The organism is Actinoplanes flavus, assembly GCF_017592555.1.
GTDB lineage: Bacteria > Actinomycetota > Actinomycetes > Mycobacteriales > Micromonosporaceae > Actinoplanes > Actinoplanes flavus.
Window position 1 is genome coordinate 84997 of record NZ_JAGFNS010000029.1, and the last position, 21977, is coordinate 106973.

General features: G+C 72.2%; 23 protein-coding genes. 11 read left to right on the forward strand and 12 right to left on the reverse strand.

Annotated features, from left to right (window positions below; all coding sequences use genetic code 11):
- Positions 1-8: 8 nt before the first annotated feature.
- Complete coding sequence (locus tag J5X75_RS34090; protein WP_208471748.1) at positions 9-854, reverse strand: DUF4262 domain-containing protein; 846 nt, start codon at positions 852-854, stop codon at positions 9-11.
- Between the two features lie 198 nt (positions 855-1052).
- Between J5X75_RS34090 and J5X75_RS34095 the strand changes: the two genes are divergently transcribed.
- The 3 genes from J5X75_RS34095 to J5X75_RS34105 all read left to right on the forward strand — a co-directional run bounded on the left by J5X75_RS34095 (position 1053) and on the right by J5X75_RS34105 (position 3762).
- Complete coding sequence (locus J5X75_RS34095; RefSeq protein WP_208471749.1) at positions 1053-2294, forward strand: MFS transporter; 1242 nt, start codon at positions 1053-1055, stop codon at positions 2292-2294.
- A 303-nt stretch (positions 2295-2597) separates the two neighbouring features.
- Positions 2598-3074 carry a DnaJ family domain-containing protein gene (locus J5X75_RS34100; RefSeq protein ID WP_208471750.1) on the forward strand — a complete coding sequence of 159 codons (477 nt, stop codon included), beginning with the start codon at positions 2598-2600 and terminating at the stop codon, positions 3072-3074.
- A 112-nt stretch (positions 3075-3186) separates the two neighbouring features.
- On the forward strand, positions 3187-3762 hold the full coding sequence (locus tag J5X75_RS34105) for a carbonic anhydrase (RefSeq protein ID WP_208471751.1): 576 nt from the start codon (positions 3187-3189) through the stop codon (positions 3760-3762).
- An 84-nt stretch (positions 3763-3846) separates the two neighbouring features.
- Here the strand turns inward: J5X75_RS34105 and J5X75_RS34110 are convergent, their stop codons facing one another.
- The 3 genes from J5X75_RS34110 to J5X75_RS34120 all read right to left on the reverse strand — a co-directional run bounded on the left by J5X75_RS34110 (position 3847) and on the right by J5X75_RS34120 (position 7064).
- Positions 3847-4461 (reverse strand): FMN reductase, encoded by a 615-nt coding sequence (locus J5X75_RS34110; RefSeq protein WP_208471752.1) that lies wholly within the window; start codon positions 4459-4461, stop codon positions 3847-3849.
- Positions 4458-5555 carry an LLM class flavin-dependent oxidoreductase gene (locus J5X75_RS34115; protein ID WP_208471753.1) on the reverse strand — a complete coding sequence of 366 codons (1098 nt, stop codon included), beginning with the start codon at positions 5553-5555 and terminating at the stop codon, positions 4458-4460. The genes J5X75_RS34110 and J5X75_RS34115 overlap by 4 nt, the downstream gene beginning before the upstream one ends.
- 84 nt (positions 5556-5639) lie before the next feature.
- A complete protein-coding gene (locus J5X75_RS34120; RefSeq protein WP_208471754.1) occupies positions 5640-7064 on the reverse strand; it encodes a hypothetical protein in 1425 nt (474 codons plus the stop codon).
- Positions 7065-7596: 532 nt separating this feature from the next.
- Between J5X75_RS34120 and J5X75_RS34125 the strand changes: the two genes are divergently transcribed.
- A complete protein-coding gene (locus J5X75_RS34125; protein WP_208471755.1) occupies positions 7597-8349 on the forward strand; it encodes a sulfite exporter TauE/SafE family protein in 753 nt (250 codons plus the stop codon).
- Positions 8350-8726: 377 nt separating this feature from the next.
- Here J5X75_RS34125 and J5X75_RS34130 read toward each other — a convergent pair whose 3' ends face one another.
- Positions 8727-9218: a transcriptional regulator gene (locus tag J5X75_RS34130; protein ID WP_208471756.1), complete on the reverse strand. Its 492-nt coding sequence runs from the start codon at positions 9216-9218 to the stop codon at positions 8727-8729.
- A 234-nt stretch (positions 9219-9452) separates the two neighbouring features.
- Here J5X75_RS34130 and J5X75_RS34135 point away from each other — a divergent pair, with 234 nt between their 5' ends.
- From J5X75_RS34135 to J5X75_RS34150, 4 genes are all read left to right on the forward strand, one after another.
- Entirely contained in the window at positions 9453-10097 is a 645-nt protein-coding gene (locus J5X75_RS34135; RefSeq protein WP_208471802.1) for a DNA alkylation repair protein, read from the forward strand.
- A gap of 104 nt (positions 10098-10201) precedes the next feature.
- Positions 10202-10660 (forward strand): hypothetical protein, encoded by a 459-nt coding sequence (locus J5X75_RS34140; RefSeq protein ID WP_208471757.1) that lies wholly within the window; start codon positions 10202-10204, stop codon positions 10658-10660.
- 235 nt (positions 10661-10895) lie between these two features.
- The gene (locus tag J5X75_RS34145) at positions 10896-11231 is read left to right on the forward strand and encodes a hypothetical protein (protein ID WP_208471758.1); all 336 of its coding nucleotides are present in this window, start codon (positions 10896-10898) and stop codon (positions 11229-11231) included.
- Positions 11228-11641, forward strand: coding sequence for a hypothetical protein (locus tag J5X75_RS34150; protein ID WP_208471759.1), 414 nt, complete (start codon positions 11228-11230; stop codon positions 11639-11641). Before J5X75_RS34145 ends, J5X75_RS34150 begins: the two co-directional genes overlap by 4 nt.
- Positions 11642-11822: 181 nt before the next feature.
- On the opposite strand, the gene J5X75_RS34155 is transcribed toward J5X75_RS34150, so the two are convergent.
- Positions 11823-13646 (reverse strand): ANTAR domain-containing protein, encoded by a 1824-nt coding sequence (locus J5X75_RS34155; RefSeq protein WP_208471760.1) that lies wholly within the window; start codon positions 13644-13646, stop codon positions 11823-11825.
- 333 nt (positions 13647-13979) lie between these two features.
- Between J5X75_RS34155 and J5X75_RS34160 the strand changes: the two genes are divergently transcribed.
- Positions 13980-14576 carry a putative glycolipid-binding domain-containing protein gene (locus J5X75_RS34160; RefSeq protein WP_208471761.1) on the forward strand — a complete coding sequence of 199 codons (597 nt, stop codon included), beginning with the start codon at positions 13980-13982 and terminating at the stop codon, positions 14574-14576.
- Here J5X75_RS34160 and J5X75_RS34165 read toward each other — a convergent pair.
- The 3 genes from J5X75_RS34165 to J5X75_RS34175 form a co-directional block, all read right to left on the reverse strand.
- Complete coding sequence (locus tag J5X75_RS34165; protein WP_208471762.1) at positions 14573-15829, reverse strand: vanadium-dependent haloperoxidase; 1257 nt, start codon at positions 15827-15829, stop codon at positions 14573-14575. The genes J5X75_RS34160 and J5X75_RS34165 overlap by 4 nt on opposite strands.
- A gap of 381 nt (positions 15830-16210) precedes the next feature.
- On the reverse strand, positions 16211-17629 hold the full coding sequence (locus tag J5X75_RS34170) for an FAD-binding oxidoreductase (RefSeq protein ID WP_208471763.1): 1419 nt from the start codon (positions 17627-17629) through the stop codon (positions 16211-16213).
- 37 nt (positions 17630-17666) lie between these two features.
- Positions 17667-17822, reverse strand: coding sequence for a hypothetical protein (locus tag J5X75_RS34175; RefSeq protein WP_208471764.1), 156 nt, complete (start codon positions 17820-17822; stop codon positions 17667-17669).
- 44 nt (positions 17823-17866) lie between these two features.
- Between J5X75_RS34175 and J5X75_RS34180 the strand changes: the two genes are divergently transcribed.
- Positions 17867-19057 (forward strand): glycosyltransferase, encoded by a 1191-nt coding sequence (locus J5X75_RS34180; RefSeq protein WP_208471765.1) that lies wholly within the window; start codon positions 17867-17869, stop codon positions 19055-19057.
- A 4-nt stretch (positions 19058-19061) separates the two neighbouring features.
- Entirely contained in the window at positions 19062-19628 is a 567-nt protein-coding gene (locus tag J5X75_RS46185) for a TetR/AcrR family transcriptional regulator (protein WP_208471766.1), read from the forward strand.
- Here J5X75_RS46185 and J5X75_RS34190 read toward each other — a convergent pair whose 3' ends face one another.
- The 3 genes from J5X75_RS34190 to J5X75_RS34200 form a co-directional block, all read right to left on the reverse strand.
- Entirely contained in the window at positions 19629-20537 is a 909-nt protein-coding gene (locus J5X75_RS34190) for a S66 peptidase family protein (RefSeq protein ID WP_208471767.1), read from the reverse strand.
- Between the two features lie 500 nt (positions 20538-21037).
- Complete coding sequence (locus J5X75_RS34195; protein ID WP_208471768.1) at positions 21038-21532, reverse strand: SUKH-3 domain-containing protein; 495 nt, start codon at positions 21530-21532, stop codon at positions 21038-21040.
- Positions 21533-21604: 72 nt separating this feature from the next.
- Positions 21605-21904, reverse strand: a complete 300-nt coding sequence (locus J5X75_RS34200; RefSeq protein ID WP_208471769.1) for a hypothetical protein — start codon at positions 21902-21904, stop codon at positions 21605-21607.
- Positions 21905-21977 lie beyond the last annotated feature (73 nt).

A 21977-nucleotide genomic window follows, 5' to 3' on the forward strand; every position in this document is an offset into this window, starting at 1 on the left:
GGACGTCGTCACTCCGGCTCCTCCCGGTCGCGTTCCCAGGTCTCGTCGTCGTTCAGCCACGCCTGCTCGCCCGGGGCCAGGTCGGCGACCTCCCGGATCCGTGGGTGCCGGGCCAGCAGGTGATGCAGATGCGCCACCCGGATGTCCCCGGCGGTGATCTCGCCGCCGTCGACGAACTGCCACGATCCGTCGGCCGCATGGATCACCCCGCGGACCGGGGCGCCGCCCTCGACGATCCGGTTCAGGGTGAAGACCTGCGCGCGGACACCGTCCGCCGGGAACGGCCACGGCAGGACCTCGTCCAGGTCGGCCCACAGCCCGTGCCCGTTCTCCTCCGGCGGCAGCCACAGCGCCGGCTGGTCGGCTCGGCAGTTGTCGCCGCAGCCGTCCTCCCACGGGAAGAGCCCGTGGCGGTCCGGCCACACCACCTGCACGATCGGCAGCGGCGGCCGCCGGTAGAAGTTGAGAGCCGACCCGAACATGCGTTGGTACCAGGCCGGGTGCACCGGGCGCACCGCCAGCGGGAACCCGTCCAGCACATCGTGCACGAGGCGGTCCGGGCCCAGCGGCCGCCCCGCGAGAATCCGGTCACCGAGCCGGTTCAGCCACTTCTGCATGTCGGTCAGGCCCAGCCCGAACATGGCGATCTCCGGGCTGCCCAGACGGTGCCACAACCCGACCGTGTAGACCCAGGCCGGAACCCCGTCGTGACCGCCGTTGCCGACGACGCTCCAGTCGTGCTTCCGCACCAGCTTGGCGGTCGCGTTCCGCCAGTCACGGCAGCCGTCGTCGTCCCGGTTGCGCTCGCAGATGTGGCAGGAACAGTCCCGTCGCGGGTCGATCCAGTCGGTCACCGGACACCGAACCGGCGCAGCCGCTCGCCGAACGCACCGTCGCTCGCCAGCGTTCCCCAGAACCCCATGCCCAGATGATATTGACGCGTGCCCACGTCCCGTCCGCCGGCTCGGGTCGGGACGGACACGGCACGTCTTGACCTTTCCCCTGGGGGAAGGTCGAGGCTCGCTCCGCCGGGATCGGGATGGGAGGACGTCGTGCGGTGGGGTGCGTATCTGGTTGATCGGCGACCGTTGCGGGTGGCGGCCTTCCGGCGGCTCTGGCTGGCTTCGGTGGTCACGGCGGTCGGGGGGTCGTTCAGTCTCGTCGCGGTGCCCACGCAGCTGTTCGCGCTCACCGGATCGTCGGGCATGGTCGGGGTGGCGGCGGCCGTCTCGTTGTGCGCGCTCGCCGGGTCGGCGCTGTGGTCGGGGGTGCTCGCCGACACGATGGACCGGCGGCGGCTACTGATCGCCGGTGACGCCGGGCTCGGGCTGTCCCATCTCGGGCTGTGGCTGAACTCGCTGCTCCGGCTGGACTCGGTCGCGCTGCTGCTCGTGCTCGTCGCGGTGCAGGGTCTGAGCCTCGGGGTCACCCTGACCACGACGGGCGCCGCAGTGCCCCGGGTGGTGCCGCGCGAGCTGCTCGTCGCGGCCAACAGCCTCAGCTCGCTGACCCGCTACAGCGGCGCGGTCGCCGGGCCGCTGCTCGCCGGGATGCTGATTCCGGTGGTCGGGCTCGGCACGCTCTACCTGTTCGACGCGCTGGCGCTCGGGTTGGTGCTGTGGGCGGTGGCCCGGCTACCGGCGATGCCCCCACCGGCGGCCGTCGCCGGGGGCACGCTGCGGCGGCTCGGTGACGGCTTCCGCTACCTCGCCGGGCACCGGTTGCTGGTCGCGATCCTCGCCGTGGACCTGGCCGCGATGGTCTTCGCGATGCCGCATGCGCTGATGCCGGAGCTGGCCGAGCGGACCTACGGCGGGGCGGCCGGCGGCGGCGCCGAGCTGGGGGTGCTGTACGCCGCGTACCCGGCCGGTGTGCTGCTCGCCGGGCTGCTGTCGGGGACGTTCGGCCGGGCCCGGCGGCACGGCGCGCTGATGGCGTCGGCCGCGATGGCCTGGGGCGGCTGCGTGATCCTGCTCGGCCTGGCCCCGAACCTGCTCGTCGCCGTGGTGGCACTAGGCGCGGGCGGGGCCGTCAACTTCGTGCTGAGCACGTTCCGCAACGCGATCTCCCAGGCCTACACCGATGACGCCCTGCGCGGCCGGATCCAGGGTTCGCTCACCGTCGTCCTGATGGGCGGCCCACAGCTGGCGAACACGCTGCACGGGCTCGGCGGCGCGGCGGCCGGCGCCCGCGCGGCGATCGTCGCCGGTGGCACGCTCACCGTGCTGACGGTCGCGCTGCTGGCCCGGACCGTGCCCGACCTGTGGCGCTACGACGCTGGAGGGAACCCGTGATCGCGCGGCCGTGCGCGGGGCGGGCGTTGTCGGGGGTGTGATTGCGCGGGCGTGCGCGGGGCGGGGCGCTGTTGGGCGGAGTGTGTGATCGCTCGGCCGGGCGCGGGGCGATGTTGGAGGAAGTGTGATTGCTCGGCCGGGCGCGGGCGGCGCGATGTTGGAGGGAGCGCCTGATTGATCGGCCGTGCGCGGGGTGGTGGCGCGACCCGGGCCCTGACGCGCGGATCGCCGGGGAGCGGGGCGCCGCCTGGGCGCGCCGCGGCCCTGCCTGATCCGGGAGACAGGGCCTAGTCTTGGACGGCGATGAGTGAGCGCAAACCGGCGGGCATGAGTTACGAGTCGTGGGTCGAGCAGCGGATCGGGGAGGCGGCCGACCGGGGCGACTTCGACGGGCTGCCCGGCACGGGCCGTCCGCTGCCGCAGGGGGAGGCCGACGAGGACTGGTGGGTGCGCGGCTACCTGCGGCGCGAGGACGTGTCCACCGACCTGTCGCTGCCGGCTCCGCTGCTGCTGCGCCGGCAGGCCGACGACATCGACCACACCGTGGGCCGGCTACTCGACGAGGCGGCGGTCCGGCGGGTGGTGGGTGAGCTGAACCAGCGGGTCGAGGAGTCCTGGCGGCGGCCGGCCGGCCACGGTCCGGTCGCCCGCCGGGTGGACGCCGAGGCGGTCGTGGCCCGCTGGCGGGAGAACCGGGCCGAACCGTCGCCGGAGCCCGCGGCAGCCCGGCCGACCCCCTGGTGGCGGCGTGTCGGCCGTCGGGTGCGATCCCGGCCGTGATTCCGTACCCGGTTGAGGGGATCAACCACCCTCAGCGGCTGATCGATGGGGTACTGAAGAGGACCGGGTGGCCGTCACCGAGGCCGTCCTCACCTGACCGGGGGAGACCCCTGTGCACGAGATCTGGAAGCGGCTGCTGGACGGTAACGAGCGGTGGCTGGCCGACGGCCGGGCCGCGACCCGGCGGGCCGAGACGGTGGGCGGGCAGCAGCTGGCGGCCGTGGTGCTGGGCTGCTCGGACTCCCGGGTGCCGGTGGAGATCGTGTTCGGGCAGGGGGTCGGTGACCTGTTCGTGGTGCGGACGGCGGGGCACACGCTGGACACCGCCGGGCTCGGGTCGGTCGAGTACGCGGTCGGGTACCTGCGTGCGACGCTGATCGTGGTGCTCGGGCACGACCGGTGCGGGGCGGTGGCGGCGGCGATCCGGCTGGTCGACGACGGGATCATGCCGCCCGGGCACATCCGCGGGGTCGCCGAGCGGATCGCGTCGAGCGTACGGCGGGCCCGGGAGGAGGGCGCCGTCACCGCCGGGGAGATCGTCGCCCGGCACGCGGTCTACACGGCCGAGCAGTTGCGGCAGCGGGTGGCGGTCCCGCTGCACGGGGTGGAGATCGTCGCCGCCCGGTACGACCTGGTCGACGGGACGGTCGCCCAGGTCTCCCGGATCGTCGACCGAAGGCCCGGGTGAGTCGTCGGCCCGGATGCGCGGCGACGGCCCGGTGTGGCACCGGGCCGTCGATCACTCATGCGGGCTTCTCCGGTAGGCGTACCGTCAAAGGTTTTTGATCATGTTCTCGAAGCTCTCGGTGAGCGCGAACGGATCGGTGACCGTGGCCGGTTCCCGGCGCTCGACCTCGATGGCGAGTTCCGTGGCGGCGCGTTCGATCCGGCCACGCAGCGGGCCCTCGACCGAGTTGGCGCCCCAGTCGTCGCCGGCCGCGAAGACCGACGTCGGCAGGATCGCGGCCCGCAGGTAGGCGAAGAGCGGGCGCAGCGCGTGCTCCAGCACCAGCGAGTGGCGGGCGGTTCCGGCGGTGGCGGCCATCATGACCGGTTTGCCGGTCAGCACATCCTTGTCCAGAACGTCGAAGAACGACTTGAACAGGCCGCTGTAGCTGGCGCTGAACACCGGGGTGACCACGATCAGCGCGTCCGCGGCGGCCACCGAGTCCTGGGCCTGCTTGAGCGCCGGCTTGGCGAAACCGGTCAGCATGTTGTCGGTGATGTCGTGGGCCAGGTCGCGCAGCTCGATCACCTGGACGTCGAGGGTGACGCCGAGCCGGGCGGCGGCGCCGACCGCGGCCGCCGACAGTTGGTCCGCGAGCAGGCGGGTCGACGACGGCTGGCTCAGACCGGAACTGATCACGACGAGGTTGCGCTGCTTCATGCCTGGACCTCTTCCTTCTTCTCGGCGCGCGCGGCCAGCAGCGACGCGTGGGTGGGCGCGTCCGGCACGTGGGCCGGCTTGAGCGAGGTGAACTCCTTGCGCAGCACCGGGACGACCTCCTCACCGAGGATGTCGAGCTGCTCGAGGACGGTCTTGAGCGGCAGGCCGGCGTGGTCCATCAGCCACAGCTGGCGCTGGTAGTCGCCGACGTAGTCGCGGAACCCGAGGGTCCGGTCGATGACCTGCTGCGGGCTGCCGACGGTCAGCGGCGTCTCGCGGGTGAAGTCCTCCAGCGACGGGCCGTGGCCGTAGACCGGTGCGTTGTCGAAATACGGCCGGAACTCCTTCACCGCGTCCTGGCTGTTCCGGCGCATGAACACCTGGCCGCCGAGGCCGACGATCGCCTGGTCGGCCGAGCCGTGGCCGTAGTGCTCGAACCGCTGCCGGTACAGCCCCACCATCCGCTCGGTGTGCGACGCCGGCCAGAAGATGTGGTTCGCGAAGAAGCCGTCGCCGTAGTAGGCGGCCTGCTCCGCGATCTGCGGCGAGCGGATCGAGCCGTGCCAGACGAACGGCGGGACGTCGTCGAGCGGGCGCGGCGTGGAGGTGAAGCTCTGCAGCGGGGTGCGGAACTTGCCCTCCCAGTCGACCACGTGTTCGCGCCACAGCTTGTGCAGCAGGCCGTAGTTCTCCAGGGCGAGCGGGATGCCGGCGCGGATGTCCTTGCCGAACCACGGGTAGACCGGGCCGGTGTTGCCACGGCCGAGCATCAGGTCGACCCGGCCGTCCGCGAGGTGCTGGAGCATCGCGAAGTCCTCGGCGATCTTGACCGGGTCGTTCGTGGTGATCAGCGTGGTGGCGGTGGACAACTGGAGCGTCGTGGTCTGCGCCGCGATGTACGCCAGCGTGGTGGTCGGCGACGACGAGAAGAACGGCTCGTTGTGGTGCTCGCCGAGCGCGAAGACGTCGAGGCCGGCCTGCTCGGCGTGCTTGGCGATGGTGACGATGTCCTTGATCCGCTGCGCCTCGGTCGGGGTCCGGCCGGTGGTCGGGTCGGTGGTGATATCCGAGACGCTGAAGATTCCGAACTGCATGACCCGCTCCTGGACCGTCCTGCCGGGGCTCTGTCGTCCCGGACTGTCCCGCACAACGCGTTTGACTCGGCAACTATTTCAGATTCAAACAACCTTGGCTGCGGCGGGGGTCACAAGGACCGCGGACAAGGCCAGAATCAGCGCCAGGTGGCCCACATTGCCGGTCCCCAGCGCGACCCAGACCAACTCGGCGATGATGAACACGCCTGCGATGAGCAGGGCCGCTCCCAGTCCCTGCGAGAGCGGCCGCCGCCCGGCCCGCAGCGCCACGACCGGGCCGATCACCACGGCCATGGCGAGAGGGACCCAGGTGACGGCGCCGAACCCCCGGAACATCGAGTCACCATCGGCCGTCGAAACCAGGTTGATCGGCAGCGCGCAGCAGGATGCGGCCCCCAGCGGGAGCAGCAGCCAGTACAGGCGTGCGCTCGCGCCCACGCTCCGGGCCCGCCGCACGGCCACCAGAGTGAGCACCAGCCCACCGAGGAACAGCGCGAACCCCAACGCGAACGGCCCGGTCTCCACGAAGTCGCCGGCCGACCGTGCCTCGTCGAGCGGGACCGGGGCGATGTCATGGGTCGAGGTCGGGAACCCGATCCGCCGCCAGTTTCCCGCCACGTCGCGCACCGCGAACCCGTCGCGCCCGTTCGCCACCGCCACCACGTGCCCGCCCGGCACGTCCAGAACCGCCAGCGCCACCGAGTAGAGGCGGTGCGAATCAGGATGCGGGTAGGCGTCACTCAATTCCGCGACGGCACCCTCGCTGATCTCCCAGGACAGCCGCCACGGCCCGGCCCCGGTGCGGCTCTCCACCGCGATCCGCCGGTGCACCGGCTGGTAGCAGACCACCGGCTCGGACCGTGAGCACTGCGGGGCCCGCCCGGCACGCGGTCCGGCGCTCGACACGAACGTGAGGCCGCCGTCCCGGCTCACCGCCCACGGCGCGCCGTCGCCCAGAGTGTCGGCGCCGAGATACAGGGCGCCGTCCGGGTCGACGACCACGGTGTGCGCGTCCGGCGACGGAATCGCGCTGGTCGCCGCCACACCGGCCAACGCCAGCGGCAGGAACACGGCCAGCCGTAGCGCTTTCAGCCACTGCGGTGCCGGCCTCGGTTCTTGCCGCGCCACCCACCACGCCACGGCCAGGAACGGCAGCGCCAGCAGATCCGACGGATCCACCCGGACCAGCGACGGCGTGACGAGGCTCCATGCGTCTGAGGCGAGCGCGGCGGCGTACCCCATCGTCTTGACCATGGCGAAACCCACGCCCACCGCGAGGATCGCGCCAGGCGTCACCCAACGGAATCTCGCCCGCGGCGCGATGAGGCCGGTCACGGCCGCGAGCAGCGGCGGCGCCACCACCAACCCGGCGGCATCGCTCAGCTTCCCGGTCACCCATCCGGGATGCGCGGCCTTCCACACATGATCATTGACGATCAGCAGCACCAGCGCGGCCATCGACACCGGATGCCCGAGCCAGGCCAGCGATCTCCCCCGCGAGTCATTCACGAGGGTCACCCTCGCTGCCCAAGATCACGCTTCCATCCCATTTCGGTACGGCTACGCGAACCGTTTCCCGAAGACGGCGATCCGGGCGCGACGCTGGTCTTTGTTGCTTGTTCCGGGTGGGGCGCTGGCCTTTGTTGCTCGTTCTGGGCGGGGCGCCGGCCTTTGCCGCTCGTTCTGGATGGGCGCTGGTCTTTGTCGCTTGTTTTGGGCGGGACGCCGACCGCTGCGCTCGTCTTGGGCGGGACGCCGACCGCTGCGCTCGTTTCGGGTGGGGCGCCGGCCTCTGTCGCTCGTTCCGGGCGGGGCTGCCGCGTGATCTTCCGATGATTAGGGTGAGCCCATGGGAGCGCTGAAGCCGTGGCATGTGCTGTGCCTGCTGTTCTGCATGCTGAGTGTCACCGCGATCGTCGCCGCGGTCGTCCTCGTCACCCGCCGGCGGCGGCCGCCCTCTTAAGATCGACCTCGATCACGAACCCATGGACGGCGGCGACCCTCGTCGGCGGCGACCGTCCCGTGTGAGAGGTGCACACCCATGCATGCCATCGAAGCCGCCCAGATCCTCGCGGCGGGAGCGGCGGCCGGCGCGATCAACGCGCTCGTCGGCTCCGGAACCCTGGTGACCTTCCCGGTTCTGCTGGCCCTCGGCTATCCGCCGGTCGTCGCCAACGCGTCCAACACGGTCGGTCTCGTGCCCGGCTCGTTCGCGGCCGCCTACGGATACCGGGCCGAGGTGGCCGCCCAGCGCCGCCTGCTGCTGCCCCTCGGCGCTGCGGCCGTGGCCGGTGCGATCGGCGGGGCGCTGCTGCTGCTCGTCCTGCCCGAGGCGACATTCGGTGCGGTGGTCCCCGTTCTGATCAGCCTGGCGCTGGTGCTGATCATCCTCCAGCCCTGGATCGTCCGGGCGCTGCGCCGTCGCACGGCCGGCGGCCCCCGCCCGGTCGGGCCGGCCCTCATCGGCGCGGTGTTCGCGGCAGGCGTCTACGGTGGCTACTTCGGCGCGGCGCTCGGTGTCCTGCTGCTGGGCGTGCTCGGCATCCTCGTCTCACCGAACCTGCAACAGGTCAACGGTCTGAAGAACATCATCGCCGGGCTGGCCAACACGGTCGCGGCCGTCGTCTTCGTCGCGGCCGGGGTCGTCGAATGGCTACCCGCCCTGCTGATCGCGCTCGGGTCGGTGGCGGGCGGGATGCTCGGCGCCCGCTACGGCCGCCGCCTGCCGGATGCGGCCCTCCGTGCGGTGATCGTCGCCGTCGGCTTGACGGCGGTCATCCGCATGGTCGCCTGACCGGTCGCCGGGTGGGCGACTTCCCGTCCGGCGGTGTCGTCTGCCCGGCGGGCTTGTCTGCCCGGCGGGCGGAGTTGGGCGGTGGGCAAGTCTGGGTGGTGGTGTCGTGTGCCCGGTGGGCGGGGCCGGGTGGTGGTGTCGTGCGCTCGGCGGGCTCGTGTGCCCGGCGGGCGGCATCCAAGCGGTGGACGGCGCCGGGCGGTGATGTCGTGTGCCCGGTGGGCGGATCCAGCCGGTGATGTCGTCTGCCCGGCGGGTGGAGGCAGGGCGGTGGGTGGAGGCAGGGCGGTGGGTGGAGGCAGGGCCGTGGGTGGAGGCAGAGCGGTGGGCGGGACCCGGGCGGTGGTGTCGTTCGCCGGGGCGGGAAGTGGCCGGGATCAGACGGGTGGGCCGGCGATGATCAGTGCGGACACCGCCAGCCAGCCGATGTGCCAGGCCTGGTCGAGTTCGAACAGGCCGGTGCCCGGCCCGCTGTTGGTGTGGCCGGCTGGTCGGACCACCCCGACCTGGTCGATGTAGCCGCCCCGCCCGAGCAGCCGGCCGAGCCGGATCAGTGGCGTCCGGAGATCGGCGATGAAATGTGTGACCGCGTTCAGCCCCACACCGGCCGCGAGCCATCCCGGCTCCAGCGGCAGTTTCAGCCACCAGGCCGCGCCCAGCAGGAACACGGTCGTGGTCAGCGTCCAGGACGCCACGTGCCCGGCGCAGTGCCGCATCGCGGTCGACCGCACACAGCCGGCCGCGTCCAGGCCCTTGCCGTAGGCCTGTCCACTGGTCTGGGCCCAGTGGTCCCCGATGTAATGCCCGGCCAGCATCACCCCGAAGGCCACCGCGGCGACAACCGCCCTGACCAGATCCTCATGCTGCATACCGCGGTCCGCCTTCGCCGAGAGTGCCGTCTCGTCTCCACTCCAGCACCCTCCGGCGCCGAAGACCCCGAAACGTGTCCGCGCACACGCGTAGTGTCCATCACCCTGCCGTAGTGATCTTGCCAGGCCGGATGTGTCCGTCGAGTTTGGGCGGCGGTGGCGGAGTCGATCGTAGGGTGGGAGTGCACGGGACGGGAGGAAAAACAGGTGACGGGAACGACGGTGGCCGAGGTGATGGCCGAGCTGGCCGCGCTCGAGGACCCGAAGGCGCGGGCCGTCAACGAGCGGCACGGTGACGATCACGGGGTCAACCTCGGCAAGCTGCGGGCGGTCGCCAAACGGCTCAAGATCCAACAGGACCTCGCGCTGGAGCTGTGGGCCACCGGGGACGGCGCGGCACGGCTGCTGGCGCTGCTGATCTGCCGTCCCCGGGCGTTCGGGGCGGGGCAACTGGACGTGATGGCGCGCGAGTCCCGTACCCCGAAGGTCCATGATTGGTTCGTCAACTATGTCGTCAAGAAGAGCCCGCACGCGGAGGAGCTGCGTGTCGCCTGGCTGCGGGATCCGGATCCGGTGGTCGCGAGCGGCGGGTGGGCGCTGACCACCGAGCGGGTGGCCCGGAAACCGGACGGTCTCGACCTCGTTGGCCTGCTCGACACGATCGAGGCGGAGATGAAGGACGCCCCGGACCGCCTCCAGTGGGCCATGAACCACTGCCTCGCCCAGATCGGTATCGAGCATCCCGGGCATCGGGCCCGCGCCATCGAGATCGGCGAGCGGCTCGGTGTGCTCGAGGACTATCCGACCCCACCGAACTGTACGTCTCCGTACGCGCCCGCCTGGATCAACGAGATGGTACGCCGGAAGGCCGTCGACTGAGATCTGGGTCACTGACCGTGACGGTACGGAGAGTAAGGGATTCCCGTCACATCCCGGGCCTGCGCTGAGCGTGCCCGGAACCCCGTCAAGGTAGCCTTCCGGCCATGCGAGGAACCACCACCGCAGCCGTTTTCGCCTCGACCCTGCTGGCGATTTCCGGCTGCGCCACCCCTGGAGAACCTGTCGGATCCGCCGCCACCGCGGCGCCGACGGTGTCCATCAGCGGCCTGGACAACGCCACCGCGTCCGCCTGCACCCTGGCCAATCAGGCGACTCTCGGTCAGGACGGTTACGATTTCGACATCGCCACCGCCAACCAGATCGTGACGCTCGGTAAGCAGTCGAAGAGCACGCTGATCACCGCGGCCGCGAACGTCGTCGAGCAGCCCGTCCGGCAGGCCGAGGCCACCGCCGGGGAGCCCCAGCAGGCCACCCACCTCGCCGAGGTGCGGACCGCGATGCTCAAGTTCCAGACCGTGTGCCAGGACGTCGACGCCCTCACCGTCAGCATTCAGGAGAGCCAGCGTTCCCTCGACGCGGACGCCGGCAAGAACACCCGCTGACCTGAACCCGGCGGGACCACTACCGCTCCCGGAGACCCCGGACCAGGGGTTCCGCCAGGAGCCATCGGCCGACAGGGCCACGCTCCACGAAGCGCCCCGGACCGCACAGGTCCGGGGTGCTTCGTATCCGGACTCGTTTGTTCGGCTTCGATGATCGGCTGACCGGCCCATGTGACGGTGGGCCTTGTGGAGATACGGTCACCGTCCACATGTCAACGGCCCTTGGGGGAGAGCCATGCACGTGGAGGAAACGGTTCGGGACGCCTTGCTGCAAGTCGAGGGGGCCGCCCGTCTTTACGGTGCGCGAGAGGAGAGCATCGCCGGGTTCCGGGAGATCCTGGCCCGGCAGCATCCGAACGACCGGGGGACGTACGCGTCCGCCGCGCTGGGCCGTGTCGTCACCGACATCGCCTACAACCATCGCACCGAATGCGACGGTGGCGACTGTCGTACGTGTGAGGGGCTCCACGAGGCCATGACCGTCGTGGTCGCCAGCGTACGCTCGATGATCGCCAACGAGATGACCTGGCAGCGCCGGCGGGGGAACCGTCGCTGGTTCTGGTCCCGATGAGCCTGCAGGACGACTTCCTCTGGTATACCCGCCGCGCCGTCGACTACTACCAGGTCCCGGACTCGGCGATCGCGGGCTACCGGGAGGCGCTGGAGGTGGCGGGCGGGCCGGCCCAGCCGGGGGAGATCCGCGCGCTGCACGCGTCGATCGTGAACATCGCGGCGGCGCACCAGCATTGCGAGGTCCCGTCGTGCCCGACGTGCGAGCAGATCCGTCATGGGCTGGCCGTCGCCATGGCCGTTCTGCGCGCCGAAGTGGACGCCCACTTCCACCGGATGACCGGTGAGGACGGTCCGGCCGTCGGCCGGGCGGGTCTCCCGGCCGATCGTGACCGCATTCCGCGCGTCTACCACGCCGGCGAACTGAACCCACCCCCGGAGTTCCAGGCCGACAACGAGCCCACCCGCTGACACGGGACCCGGCCTGCGCCGGCCCCTCCGTCCGGACGCGACCTTCGGTCGCGAACGGCGGTGACCGGCTGTTCGGGCGCCGAGCTCAGTGGCATCAGATCGGGCGACGTGGTCGCGGTCTGGAGAGCCGGCGCCGTCGGCCGGATGGCCCCCGCGCCGCGGTGCTGCTCGGTCCAGCGCCTTACGCCGGAACCTCTCCGGTTTCGGTCAGGTGCTCCGCAACGTCGGCGAGTTTGCGGTTGAGCCGTTGAGAGACGCGGCGGAGCAGGTCGAAAGCTTCGCCGGCGGACAGACGCTGGCGTTCCATCAGGATTCCCTTGGCCTGCCCTATCACGTCGCGAGTGCTCAATGCTCGATGCAGGGCGGCTTCGCGGCGGTCGACCTCGTCCTGCCGTCGTGCCGTGGCGACGGCGACCGCCAGATACGCGGCCAGGATGCAGCCGAAGTCGTGGTCGTCGTCGCTGAACGCGTCCGGTGCCGTCGCGTAGAGGGTGAAGGTGCCCAGCGCCGACCACTGGGCGGGCCGGTTGACGTACAGGCCGAAGCTCAGGGCGCTGCGAATGCCGAGCTCGGCGGCGGTGGCGGTAAGGGCCGGCCAGCGGCGCCCGGCGGCGAGGTCGGGCACGTGGACCGGTTCCTCGCCGTACAGCGCCTCCGCCGCCGGCCCGATGCCGGTCGCGAACTGGATCTCGTCGAGTTCGGCGGCGTCCGCGCTGCTGTTCACGCTTTCGACGACGCGTCCGCGCTGGATCAGGGTGGCGCTCGCGCAGTCGCACCCCGCCATCGCCTCCACGGTGAACTTGAGGACCCGGGCGATCGCGGCGGTCAGGTCGTCGTTGTCGAACAGCTGCCGGGCGAGTGGGGCGAAACTGGACAACAACATCGGCCCGTACGCTGGAGGACCCCACAGTTCGGCAGGCCGCTCGGCCGTCGCTCGCGGACGCCCACCGCTGGCGCCGTCCTGCGTCGGCCCCGGCTGACGGCCGGCCGGGCTCGGCCCGCTCATGCACTTCTCATGGTCGAGAATCTCGCGTTCACGTTCGTCGGCCAGACGCTCGCGCCGTGCGGCGGCCTGGTCGCGTCTGTCGGCGATACCGTCACGTTCGTCGGCCAGACGGTCACGTTCCGCGGCGACGAAATCGCGCCGATCAACCGCCCAGGCGACCTCCTCCCCATCGACTGTTCCTGCGGCCGCACTGGCGGCCACGGCGCGGTCGGCGCGGGCGACACGGAGGGCGGCACGGCGCTGGGCGCGGGCGGCGGCCTGCCGTGTGCGTTCCAGCTCTGCTTCCGCCCGGCGCACGGCGGCCTCGGCCCGGCGTACCGCCAGCTCGGTTGCGTCGGTGTCCGCACCGTCGTCACGGTCGTCCGTATCGCCGCTGGGGGTCACGCCCGAGGCCGGCCGGTGTCCGGGCCTGGTCAGCTCACGCTCCTGACGATCGGCCATGCGTTCCCGCTCGTCCGCGAGGGCGTCCCGCTCGTCCGCTGACCGCTCCCGCTCGTCGGCGAGCCGCTCACGTTCGTCGGCGCGGGACTGCCAATGATCAGCCCGGCGCGTCCGTTCCACCAGTGGGACGTCGTCGTGCGCCGCCGCCTGCCCGTCAGCCTCGTTCACCGGTGCACCTCCAACACCAACGGGTACCTCTGCCCGGCCCACCAGTCCCGGCATCAACCCGAGTATCTCGAAGACCCGCTCCGGTGTGCCGTGCAACCCTTCGACCCGGAATCGCTTGCCGCGAGAGGTCGCAGCGTCATGGGCGGCCAGGACCACCCGAATGCAGCCGGCATCGATGAATTCCAGCTCGGACATGTCCAGTACGAACGTGGCCGCGGTGCTCGCCGCGGCGGCGCTCAGCAGCCACTCACGCAGCTCCGGAAGCGCGTCGCGGTCGAGCTCACCGGTCAGGCCGATCACGTCGCTGTCCCCGAGGCAGCGCTGCGACCGGCCGAAATACTCTGAACCCGATCCCGGGGAATGCTTGTCAGGCTCACCGAACGTGGACACCAGCCATCACCTCGCGAAACTTCGGCGCGAATTCGGCTGGGTCATCAACCGCCCCCATTCTTGCCCGGTCCGGGGTTCCCCACAACCCGCCAGTCGGCAACGGAACACGGTGTGCCCGACACAGCGTCGCGGAGGCCTCGAACCGGAACCGCACACGGGCAGGCGGCTCAGCCGTGGACGACCCGCCGCGATCATCGGTCGATGTCGTTTCAACCGGCCCGCGACGGGCACTCGGCGACAGTCGGGGCGCGGGAGGGCGCGGACAGTATTCGGGTAAAGCGGTTACGTGCGGTGTCAGGATGGGAATCCGGCCAAGGAGGCAAAGGAGGCGTCATGCCCGAAACCCTGACGGGGCGGACCACCAGCCCGGTGGCGGCGCCGACGCTGCCCGCCGGCCCGCTGGCCTGGCAGCGCACCAACGTCATCGGCACCGAGCTGGTCTTCGCCCGGGAGCACTGCGCGCAGGGCACCGCGGTCGTCACCGGCGCCGTGCCGTTCTCGATGGGCTGGCACGCCGAGCTGGACGAGGAGACCAGGGTTCGTGAGCTGAGCGTCTCCTGCCGGGGCGACGGGTGGAGCCGTGGCCTCCAGATGCACCACACCGGCGGTGAGTGGGTGATCCGGGCCGACGAGCCGGGGACCGCCCTACCGGAGATCGACCCGGAGGCGGTGCCGCGGCTCGTCGACTCGCCGATCTTCGTGTCCTGGGCGATCCGGCGGCTCGGCCTGACCACCGAGCCGGGGCCGGTGAGCGTGCCGTCGGTGCGGGTCCTGGTGCCGTCGCTGGAGCTGGTCGCGGGCACGGCCACCTACCACATGATCAGCCCGAACCGGTTGCGGATCACCGGGGAGGGGCCGGCCGCGACGTACGAGATCGACAACACCGGCCTGGTCTCCTACCAGCCGGGGAATCTGCGCCTGGCGCGTTAGCGCAGTTTCCGGAAGTAACGGCCGGCGATGTAGGCGCTGACCGCCTCACCCAGCTTCTGGCCCTGCAGGTCGGCGTTGCGGAAGTGGATACCACCCCAGACCCGGGCGTTGTTCACCTCCTCGACCCCCTGGGAGAAGCTGCGGAAGTAGCGGGTCGTGCCGGAGGCCTCGCTGTAGGCGCTGTAGGCGATCCGGTCCCGGCCGAAGAAGGTGCGGTAGGTCGCCATCCGGGCCGCCGTCGCGCAGGCGTGGCCGGACGGGTGGTCCGGGAACGGCGGGGTGATCAGCAGTGGCGTCCAGTCCGGGTCGCCGCTGGTCCGCGGGTTGCCGTCGGTGTCGGCGGCCCGGATCGCGGTGACCGGCCGCCAGAAGCTCCACGCCCGCTTGTCGTCGAAGCAGGAGATCTGGGTGTCGGCCGCGGTCGTATCGACCAGGGCGAACAGCCGCGCGGTCTGGAGCACGCTCAGCCGCTGTGTCTCGGCGAGCTGCCGCTTGATCTGCCACTCGGTGACGTTGCGGTCGTGCCACCAGATCGCCGCCTCGGTCTGGTCGGCGGTACGGGTCGTGCTGTCCACCGCCCCGACCGACTTGATCTCGTTGAAGTCGCGTGCGTAGGCGGCGCTGACCAGCGGATACGGGCCGTCGCTGCGGTACCGCGACGGGTCGGCGATCAGGAACGGCTTCTGGTCGGCGACCCAGGCCCCGTCCGCGGCGTACGCCGGTGGGGTCGGCCGCCACGCACCGGGCTGGGTGCCGATGACCCACTCGGCGTCGCCGGACGATCCGTCGTTCACCCGGAACGCGATCATGGCAGCCGCCGTCCGGTCTCCGAGAGCGATTCCCGCGGTCTCCGCCGGCCCGTCCGGCACCGCGGCGAGCGCCTGGTCGTACTGTTCGCGGAGCCGGGTGGCCTGGGCCGGCAGCACCGACGCCAGCACCCGGTAGGCCGCGGTGGCCACGGCCGCGTCGATCGACTCCCGCCCGGTGGCCGGTGGCGCCGTCAGCAGCGGCTGGTACCGCTTGCCGGTGATCGCGTTCACCGCGTCGTAGACCGCGCCGCTCACCATGGCGAACGAGCGTCCCTGCTCCCACGGAAGCTGCCCGCCGACGTCCCAGATGGCGGTCTGCGCGTTGCGGTCCCAGACGATCACCGGATTGGCCGCCGGTTCGCCGGCTCTCGCGGCCGGCGCCACGCCGGCTCCTGTCAGGCCGATGACCAGCGCGGTCACGGCTCCACCCACTCGACGTCGCATGGGTTCTCCTCCCCGAGAACAACCATATTGATCGTTACGAATGTGCCTCGCGCACTATACTTCGCGCGTCCGGCCGGCGTCCGGCCGAACCGACGGGTTCGGTGAGGGAGAAGCAGGTCCACGCCGATGGCGCGGACCCGAACGTCCCATTGGACGGAATTCGCGGAACGGCGGCGAGATCGGCGCCGGTTTCCCCTTCCTCCGGGACCCGGCCGGGTACGGCGACGGGGTGATCGTCCACATGCCGGCCCGGGGCCGGCTCGTTCCGGTGCCCGACGGGCTGGACGAGACCGGTGGCGGAGGCACTGTCCACGCCGCTGATGTCCGGCATCCCGCGTCAGGTCGGGCCGCTGTGCCGGGTTCCGCCACGCGCGGGGCAGGTCACCACGCGTAGGCGCCTTTGAACAGGTGGGCCGGATCCACCGAGGCGTGGACGCGGCGGAGCCGGCCGAGGTTCGGGCCGTGGTAGTCGGCCGGATCGACGGGACCCGGCTCCAGATAGTTGACGTACCGCCCGGCCGACCAGCGGGCCAGCGCCCGATGCCCGGAGTCGATCCACGTGTAGCCGTCGGCCACCGACACGGCGTCCACCTTCGCCGGCACGACCAGCCACTGGAGCATGGCCAGCGCGCCGTGCCACGGGAACGCGGTCGCCGCCGGCGCGATCCTGGCCGGCGCGCCGGTCATCCGCTTCATTTTGGCCAGCCCCGGCCGCTTCGTCGCGGCCCGGCGCTGCACCGCCGCCACCAGCGCGGCGATTCCCGCCGGCGGCAGCGCGGTCCGGAAGATCTCGCTGCCGATCAGGTGGGTGCCGCGGGCCGGGCCGCCCGCCCGGTCCTTCATCAGCTCGACGTGCGGCTCCCGCCCCACCGCCACCGACGCGGGCTCCCTGCCGATCGCCCTGGTCAGCGCGGCCACCTCGCCGTGGGCGTCACCGTCCATGACGAAACCGTTCAATCGGACCGACAGCGCACCGCCCGCCTCCGCTGTGAACTGGCACGACGACCAGGCCTCGTCCGGCGCCGTGGCGATCCGGGCCTGCCAGCCGGTGGCCGCCCGGGCCGCGTCCGCCCACCGGTACGTCAGCGTGAACGTGCCGATCGTCGTCGCCGGATGGGTCCGCATCCGCCAGCCGGTCACCACCCCGAACCGGCCGCCCCCGCCGCCGCGCAGCGCCCAGAACAGGTCCGGCTCGCGGGCCGCGTCCACCGTCCGGTGCCTGCCGTCGGCCGTCACCACGTCGACGGCGGTCACGTTGTCGCAGGCCAGCCCGTACGCGGAGGCGGCCGGGCCGATCCCGCCGCCACAGGTCAGGCCACTGATTCCGACACTTCCGCAGGTGCCCGCCGGAATCGAGACACGATGCCGCCCGAGAGCCGTGTAGGCCCCGATCACGGTGGCGCCGCCGCCGATCGTCGCGATCCGGGACGCGGCGTCGTAGCCCACCCGGTCGATCGGCCGGACGTCCAGAACCAGGCCGTCACTGATCGTGGACGCCCCGACGTAGGAGTGGCCGCCGCCGCGGGCCACCACCGGCAGCCTCATCCGGGCGGCGAACCGGATCGCCTCGGAGACGTCGGCCGGGGTGGCGCAGCGGACCACCGCGGCCGGGCGGATGTCGTCGAACCGGGGGGAGTAGAGCTGCTTGCCGCTGTCGTAGGTGGCCGTGCCCGGACGGTCCAGCCGGCCCTCCAGCCCGGCGGCCAGCGCCTTCCAGTCGGCGTCCGTGGGCGGTCCGGACGGAGGCGAGACGATACCGATCAGACCGGCACTGATCAGGGCACGGCGGGACAGTCGCATACAAAAATCCTGACATATGCGACTTTTCTCTGCCGGCTCACTCCACCGCGGCGACCCCATAGAGCTGCTTGTGCCCGCGCGACTCCATCTCGGCGGCCCGTTCCTCCGCCTCCGCCCGTGAGGCGAACCGCGCCACTACGAACCGGTTTCCGTTGTCGTCCTGCCGCCAGACCACCCATCGAACGTCACCCATCGGCCCATTCTGTCGGCTACTACGATCCTAGTAGGGTCGGGGGTATGGCGACCATCGTGATCGTGGGCATCGGCACCCGGGGAGACGTCGTCCCGTACACCGCATTGGGATCCGCGCTGGCGGCCGGCGGCGATCGAGTGACCATCGCGACGCACGCCTCGCTGCGGTCCCACGTCGACGAGGCCGGGCTCGGCTTCGCCGACCTGCCGGTGGAGTTCGGCGCGGACCGGCCACTCAGCTCGGCCCGGTTCGCCCGGCTGCTGGCCGGGCGCTGGCTCGACATCGGCGAGGCCGTGCTGGCCGCCGCCCGCGACGCCGACCTGCTGCTGCTCTCGCCGATGGGCTGGCTCGGCTACCACGTGGCGCAGGCCACCGGCGCGGCGAGCATGGGCGTCTTCCTGCAACCGCTGGAGCCGACCGCCGCCTTCCCGCCGCCCCTGGTGACCACCCGCCCGCTCGGCGCGGCCGGCAACCGGGCGGCGGCCCGTGCCTTCCGGGTGCTGGGCCAGCTGCCGTTCGCGCGGGCGAACGCCGAGTTCCGCCGCCGTCTCGGGCTGCCGCCGCTCGGGCCGGCGGCGATGTTCCGGCAGGCCGACGAGCAGCGCTGGCCGGTGCTCCACGGGTTCAGCTCCGCGGTGGTCCCGGTCCCGGCGGACTGGCCCGAACACCGGCCGGTCACCGGCTACTGGTGGCCGCGCGGCGGCCGCGGCCTGTCGCCGGAGCTGCGCCGGTTCCTCGACGACGGTGAGCCGCCCGTCTTCGTCGGCTTCGGGAGCCTGGCCGCTCCCCGGCTGCGCGACGTGGTCGAACAGACGGTGGCGGGACTCGGCCGGCGGGTGATCGTCCAGGCCGGGGCGGCCGGTCTCACGGCCGGCCACCGCGACGTGCTGACCATCGGGGACGAGCCGCACCACCTGCTGTTCCCGCGTACCTCGGTGGTGGTGCACCACGGCGGCGCCGGAACCACCGCGGCCGCCCTGCGCGCCGGTGTGCCGTCGGTCGTCGTGCCGTTCACCGCCGACCAGCCGTTCTGGGCGCGGCGGGTGGCGGCCCTGGGCGCGGGACCCACCCCGATCCCGTTGCGCCGGGCGACTCCGCGGCGGCTTCGCGACGCCATCGCGGTGGCCGATTCCCACCGTACGGGCGCCGAAGCCGTCTCCCGGCAGCTGGCCACCGAGGACGGGATCGCCACGGCGGTCGCCGAGATCCGTCGCCGGGTGCTGCCGGTACAGTGACGCGGTGCCGTCACCCACCGCCGTCCGGGTCTGCGACGCGGCACTGGAGGTCCTCGGCACCGGAGGCATCCACGCGCTCAGCCACGCCCGGGTCGACGCCACGGCCGGCCTGCCGCCCGGCTCCAGCTCCAACTACTTCCGTACCCGGGCCGCGCTGGTCGCCGGGGCGGTCGAGCGGCTGCGCCAGCTGGACGCCGAGGCGTGGCAGGCCCTGGCCGACGCGGACCCGCCGAGCACCCTGCCCGGATTGATCGCGGCGTTCACCGCGTTCGTGGAGGACGCCACCGGCCGCTCCCGCACCCGGACCACCGCCCGGTACGTGATCTTCGTGCAGGGGGTGGTCGAGCCCCACCTCCTGGACCGGTTGAACGCCGACCGCCGATTGATCACCGCCTGGACCGCGGGCATCCTGACCACCCTGGCGGTGCCCGATCCGGAAGCCACCGCGCACACCCTGCTGGCCGCCGTCGAGGGCCTGATCATGCACCGCCTGACCGGATTCGCCACCGACCCGCCGGGTCCACGGCTCGACCGCCTGATCACCGGCCTGTGCGGGCGGGCCGCCCCCTGATCACCGGGCGGCCGGCTCCACGGTGAGCGTGCCGGCGTCGGCGTCGAGGATCGCGGGCACACCGAGGCCGACCGCGGTCTGCTGCTCGCCGTGCCCGATCGGCAGCCCGCCGAGCACCGGAACACCCAGGTCGCACAGGTGATCGGCGAGCACCCGCGCCGCTGTGACGTCCGGATACTTCCGCGGCTCGCAGTCGGTGAACTGCCCCACCGCCACCCCGGCCAGCCGGTCCAACCAGCCGGCCCGTTTCAGCTGCGTGATCGATCGGTCGATCCGGTACGGCTCCTCGTTCACCTCCTCGATCAGCAGGATCGCGCCGGACAGGTCCGGCCGGTGCCGGGTCCCGGCCGTCGAGGCGAGCAGCGTCAGGTTTCCGCCGAGCAGCACGCCCTCGGCCCGGCCCGGCCGCCGCACCGGATCAGGGTCGGCCACCACCACGACCGGGTCGGCGGTCATCACCGCCCGCCGGGCGGCCGCCGTGCTCGGGCACGCCGGGAACTCCCGCAATGTCCCGCCGGTCGGCCCGTGCACGCTGGCCAGGCCCGCCTCGCACCACAGGGCCATGTGCAGGGCGGTGATGTCGGAGAAACCGATCACCAGTTTCGGGTCGGCGCGAACGGCCCCGACATCGATCCGGTCGACGATCCGCTGCGTGCCGTAGCCGCCGCGCAGGCACAGCACGCCACGCACCTCCGGGTCACGCAGCGCGTCGTTGAGATCGGTGAGGCGCTCGTCGTCCGTACCGGAAAGAAAGGTGTGCCGCCCGAGCGCGTGCCGCCCCACCCGCGTCCGTAGCCCCCAGCCCGCGAGAATCCGCTCCGCGCTCGCCGCCTGCTCCGGCGGCACCGCCCCGGCCGGCGCGACCAGCGCCACCAGATCCCCGCCACGCAGCCGCCCCGCCTTGATCATCCCCGCACTCTATGCCCACGTCGTGGTCCGGCCAGGCGGTCCGCTTGCGCCATTTTTCCCGGTACGCCTACGTGTGCCGCCCGGGGCAGACGGCGATCTCGCTGCCTGGGCGCGCCTTTGCCGCACCCGCCGGGCTTAGCTCGGTGCCCACCCGGGCCGGCCACCCCGCCCCCGGGCCGCCTGCCGCCGCCCCCGGCCCGCCTGCCGCCGCCCCACGGCCTCCCTGCCGCCGCCCCACTCCCGACCGCCCCACCAGCCGCTCCGGCAAGCCGGAAGCCCCCGGCTGGCCGCCAGCGCTTGATCAACAGGCTCAGGACAGCCCAGGCAGCCACCCGAATGCTCTCGGCTGGCTGCCAGCGCTTGATCAACGGGTTCGAGACAGCCCTGACGGCCAGCCGGGGACTGATCAAGCGGGGGTGAGAGGTTGCCGCTGACCTGTGTTCGGCACGTGGGCGGCGCTATCGGTGTTGGGGCGGTGCGCGTAGGCGTACCGGAAAGGGTCAAGCGACGGCGCGGGGCATGTAGCCGAGAACGAGATGGTCGAGGGCCTGAGGCAGGCGGCCGAAGGTCGACAGGCCGGAGATCGCGTAGATCTCGCCGGTCTCGTCGATGCCGAGGCTCGTCCAGGCGCAGGTGCCCCCGGCGAGTTCGCCGATCGGGGCGATGTCGCGGCCGATGTCGGCGCCCCACTCGATGAACCCGTCGGCCTCGCCGAGGCAATCGGTGGGGGTGAGTGTGAAGTGTTCCCGGGCGCGCGTCACTCCGGCGCCGCAGTGGGGGAAGCGCAGGCCGCCGAATTCGGTGAGGAACCGGCGGGCCACGGTGTGCAGGGGCGGGAAGCCGTCGGCGGTGAGCTCGGCCTCCCAGGCGGTGATGTCCACTGCGCGGCCCGAAAACCAGCCGGCGTCGGTCAGCGCCTCCCGGGTCGGGAGATGCCGGCCGGCGTCGGTGGGCGCCTCCCGGGTCGGGCGGAGCGGGTTGTGTGACGGGTCCATGGTCAGGCTGCCTCGTCGTGGGTGTCCGCGGAGTCGCCGGGGTGCGGACCGGTGCTCACGGGCGAGGGTCGGCTATGGGCGGCGGTCGGCGGCCGCGTAGGAGACGGCGGCGGTGACGGCCGCGACCGCCAGCACCGACGGCCACGGGCCGATCCGCTTGGCCAGCGGGTGTGAGGCGACGAAGGCGCCCAGGTAGGTGGCGACCAGGGCGCCCGTGGTGACCGGGCCGGTCCGGCGGGACCACTCGCGGCCGGCGATCAGGCCACCGGCCGCCAGGATCGCGCCACCGAGCGGGCGGACACCGGTCCGGCGGGCGACCTGCCAGCCGGCGATCAGGGAACCGGCGGTGACCGCCGCGGTGGGGACACGCATGGGGAGACCGTACACCGTGGGTCAGATCATCACGGGCCACCGCTACGCCGGTCGATCCGTCATGATCATGGCC

Coding starts and splice junctions, on each gene's coding strand:
- J5X75_RS34130 (WP_208471756.1), bottom strand. CDS start 9,218: ATGCAGCATGAGGATCTGGTCAGGGCGGTTGTCGCCGCGGTGGCCTTC.
- J5X75_RS34110 (WP_208471752.1), bottom strand. CDS start 4,461: ATGAAGCAGCGCAACCTCGTCGTGATCAGTTCCGGTCTGAGCCAGCCG.
- J5X75_RS34190 (WP_208471767.1), bottom strand. CDS start 20,537: ATGATCAAGGCGGGGCGGCTGCGTGGCGGGGATCTGGTGGCGCTGGTC.
- J5X75_RS34180 (WP_208471765.1), top strand. CDS start 17,867: ATGGCGACCATCGTGATCGTGGGCATCGGCACCCGGGGAGACGTCGTC.
- J5X75_RS34165 (WP_208471762.1), bottom strand. CDS start 15,829: ATGCGACGTCGAGTGGGTGGAGCCGTGACCGCGCTGGTCATCGGCCTG.
- J5X75_RS34160 (WP_208471761.1), top strand. CDS start 13,980: ATGCCCGAAACCCTGACGGGGCGGACCACCAGCCCGGTGGCGGCGCCG.
- J5X75_RS34150 (WP_208471759.1), top strand. CDS start 11,228: ATGAGCCTGCAGGACGACTTCCTCTGGTATACCCGCCGCGCCGTCGAC.
- J5X75_RS34140 (WP_208471757.1), top strand. CDS start 10,202: ATGCGAGGAACCACCACCGCAGCCGTTTTCGCCTCGACCCTGCTGGCG.
- J5X75_RS34145 (WP_208471758.1), top strand. CDS start 10,896: ATGCACGTGGAGGAAACGGTTCGGGACGCCTTGCTGCAAGTCGAGGGG.
- J5X75_RS34100 (WP_208471750.1), top strand. CDS start 2,598: ATGAGTGAGCGCAAACCGGCGGGCATGAGTTACGAGTCGTGGGTCGAG.
- J5X75_RS34135 (WP_208471802.1), top strand. CDS start 9,453: ATGGCCGAGCTGGCCGCGCTCGAGGACCCGAAGGCGCGGGCCGTCAAC.
- J5X75_RS34195 (WP_208471768.1), bottom strand. CDS start 21,532: ATGGACCCGTCACACAACCCGCTCCGCCCGACCCGGGAGGCGCCCACC.
- J5X75_RS34175 (WP_208471764.1), bottom strand. CDS start 17,822: ATGGGTGACGTTCGATGGGTGGTCTGGCGGCAGGACGACAACGGAAAC.
- J5X75_RS34125 (WP_208471755.1), top strand. CDS start 7,597: ATGCATGCCATCGAAGCCGCCCAGATCCTCGCGGCGGGAGCGGCGGCC.
- J5X75_RS34170 (WP_208471763.1), bottom strand. CDS start 17,629: ATGCGACTGTCCCGCCGTGCCCTGATCAGTGCCGGTCTGATCGGTATC.
- J5X75_RS34200 (WP_208471769.1), bottom strand. CDS start 21,904: ATGCGTGTCCCCACCGCGGCGGTCACCGCCGGTTCCCTGATCGCCGGC.
- J5X75_RS34115 (WP_208471753.1), bottom strand. CDS start 5,555: ATGCAGTTCGGAATCTTCAGCGTCTCGGATATCACCACCGACCCGACC.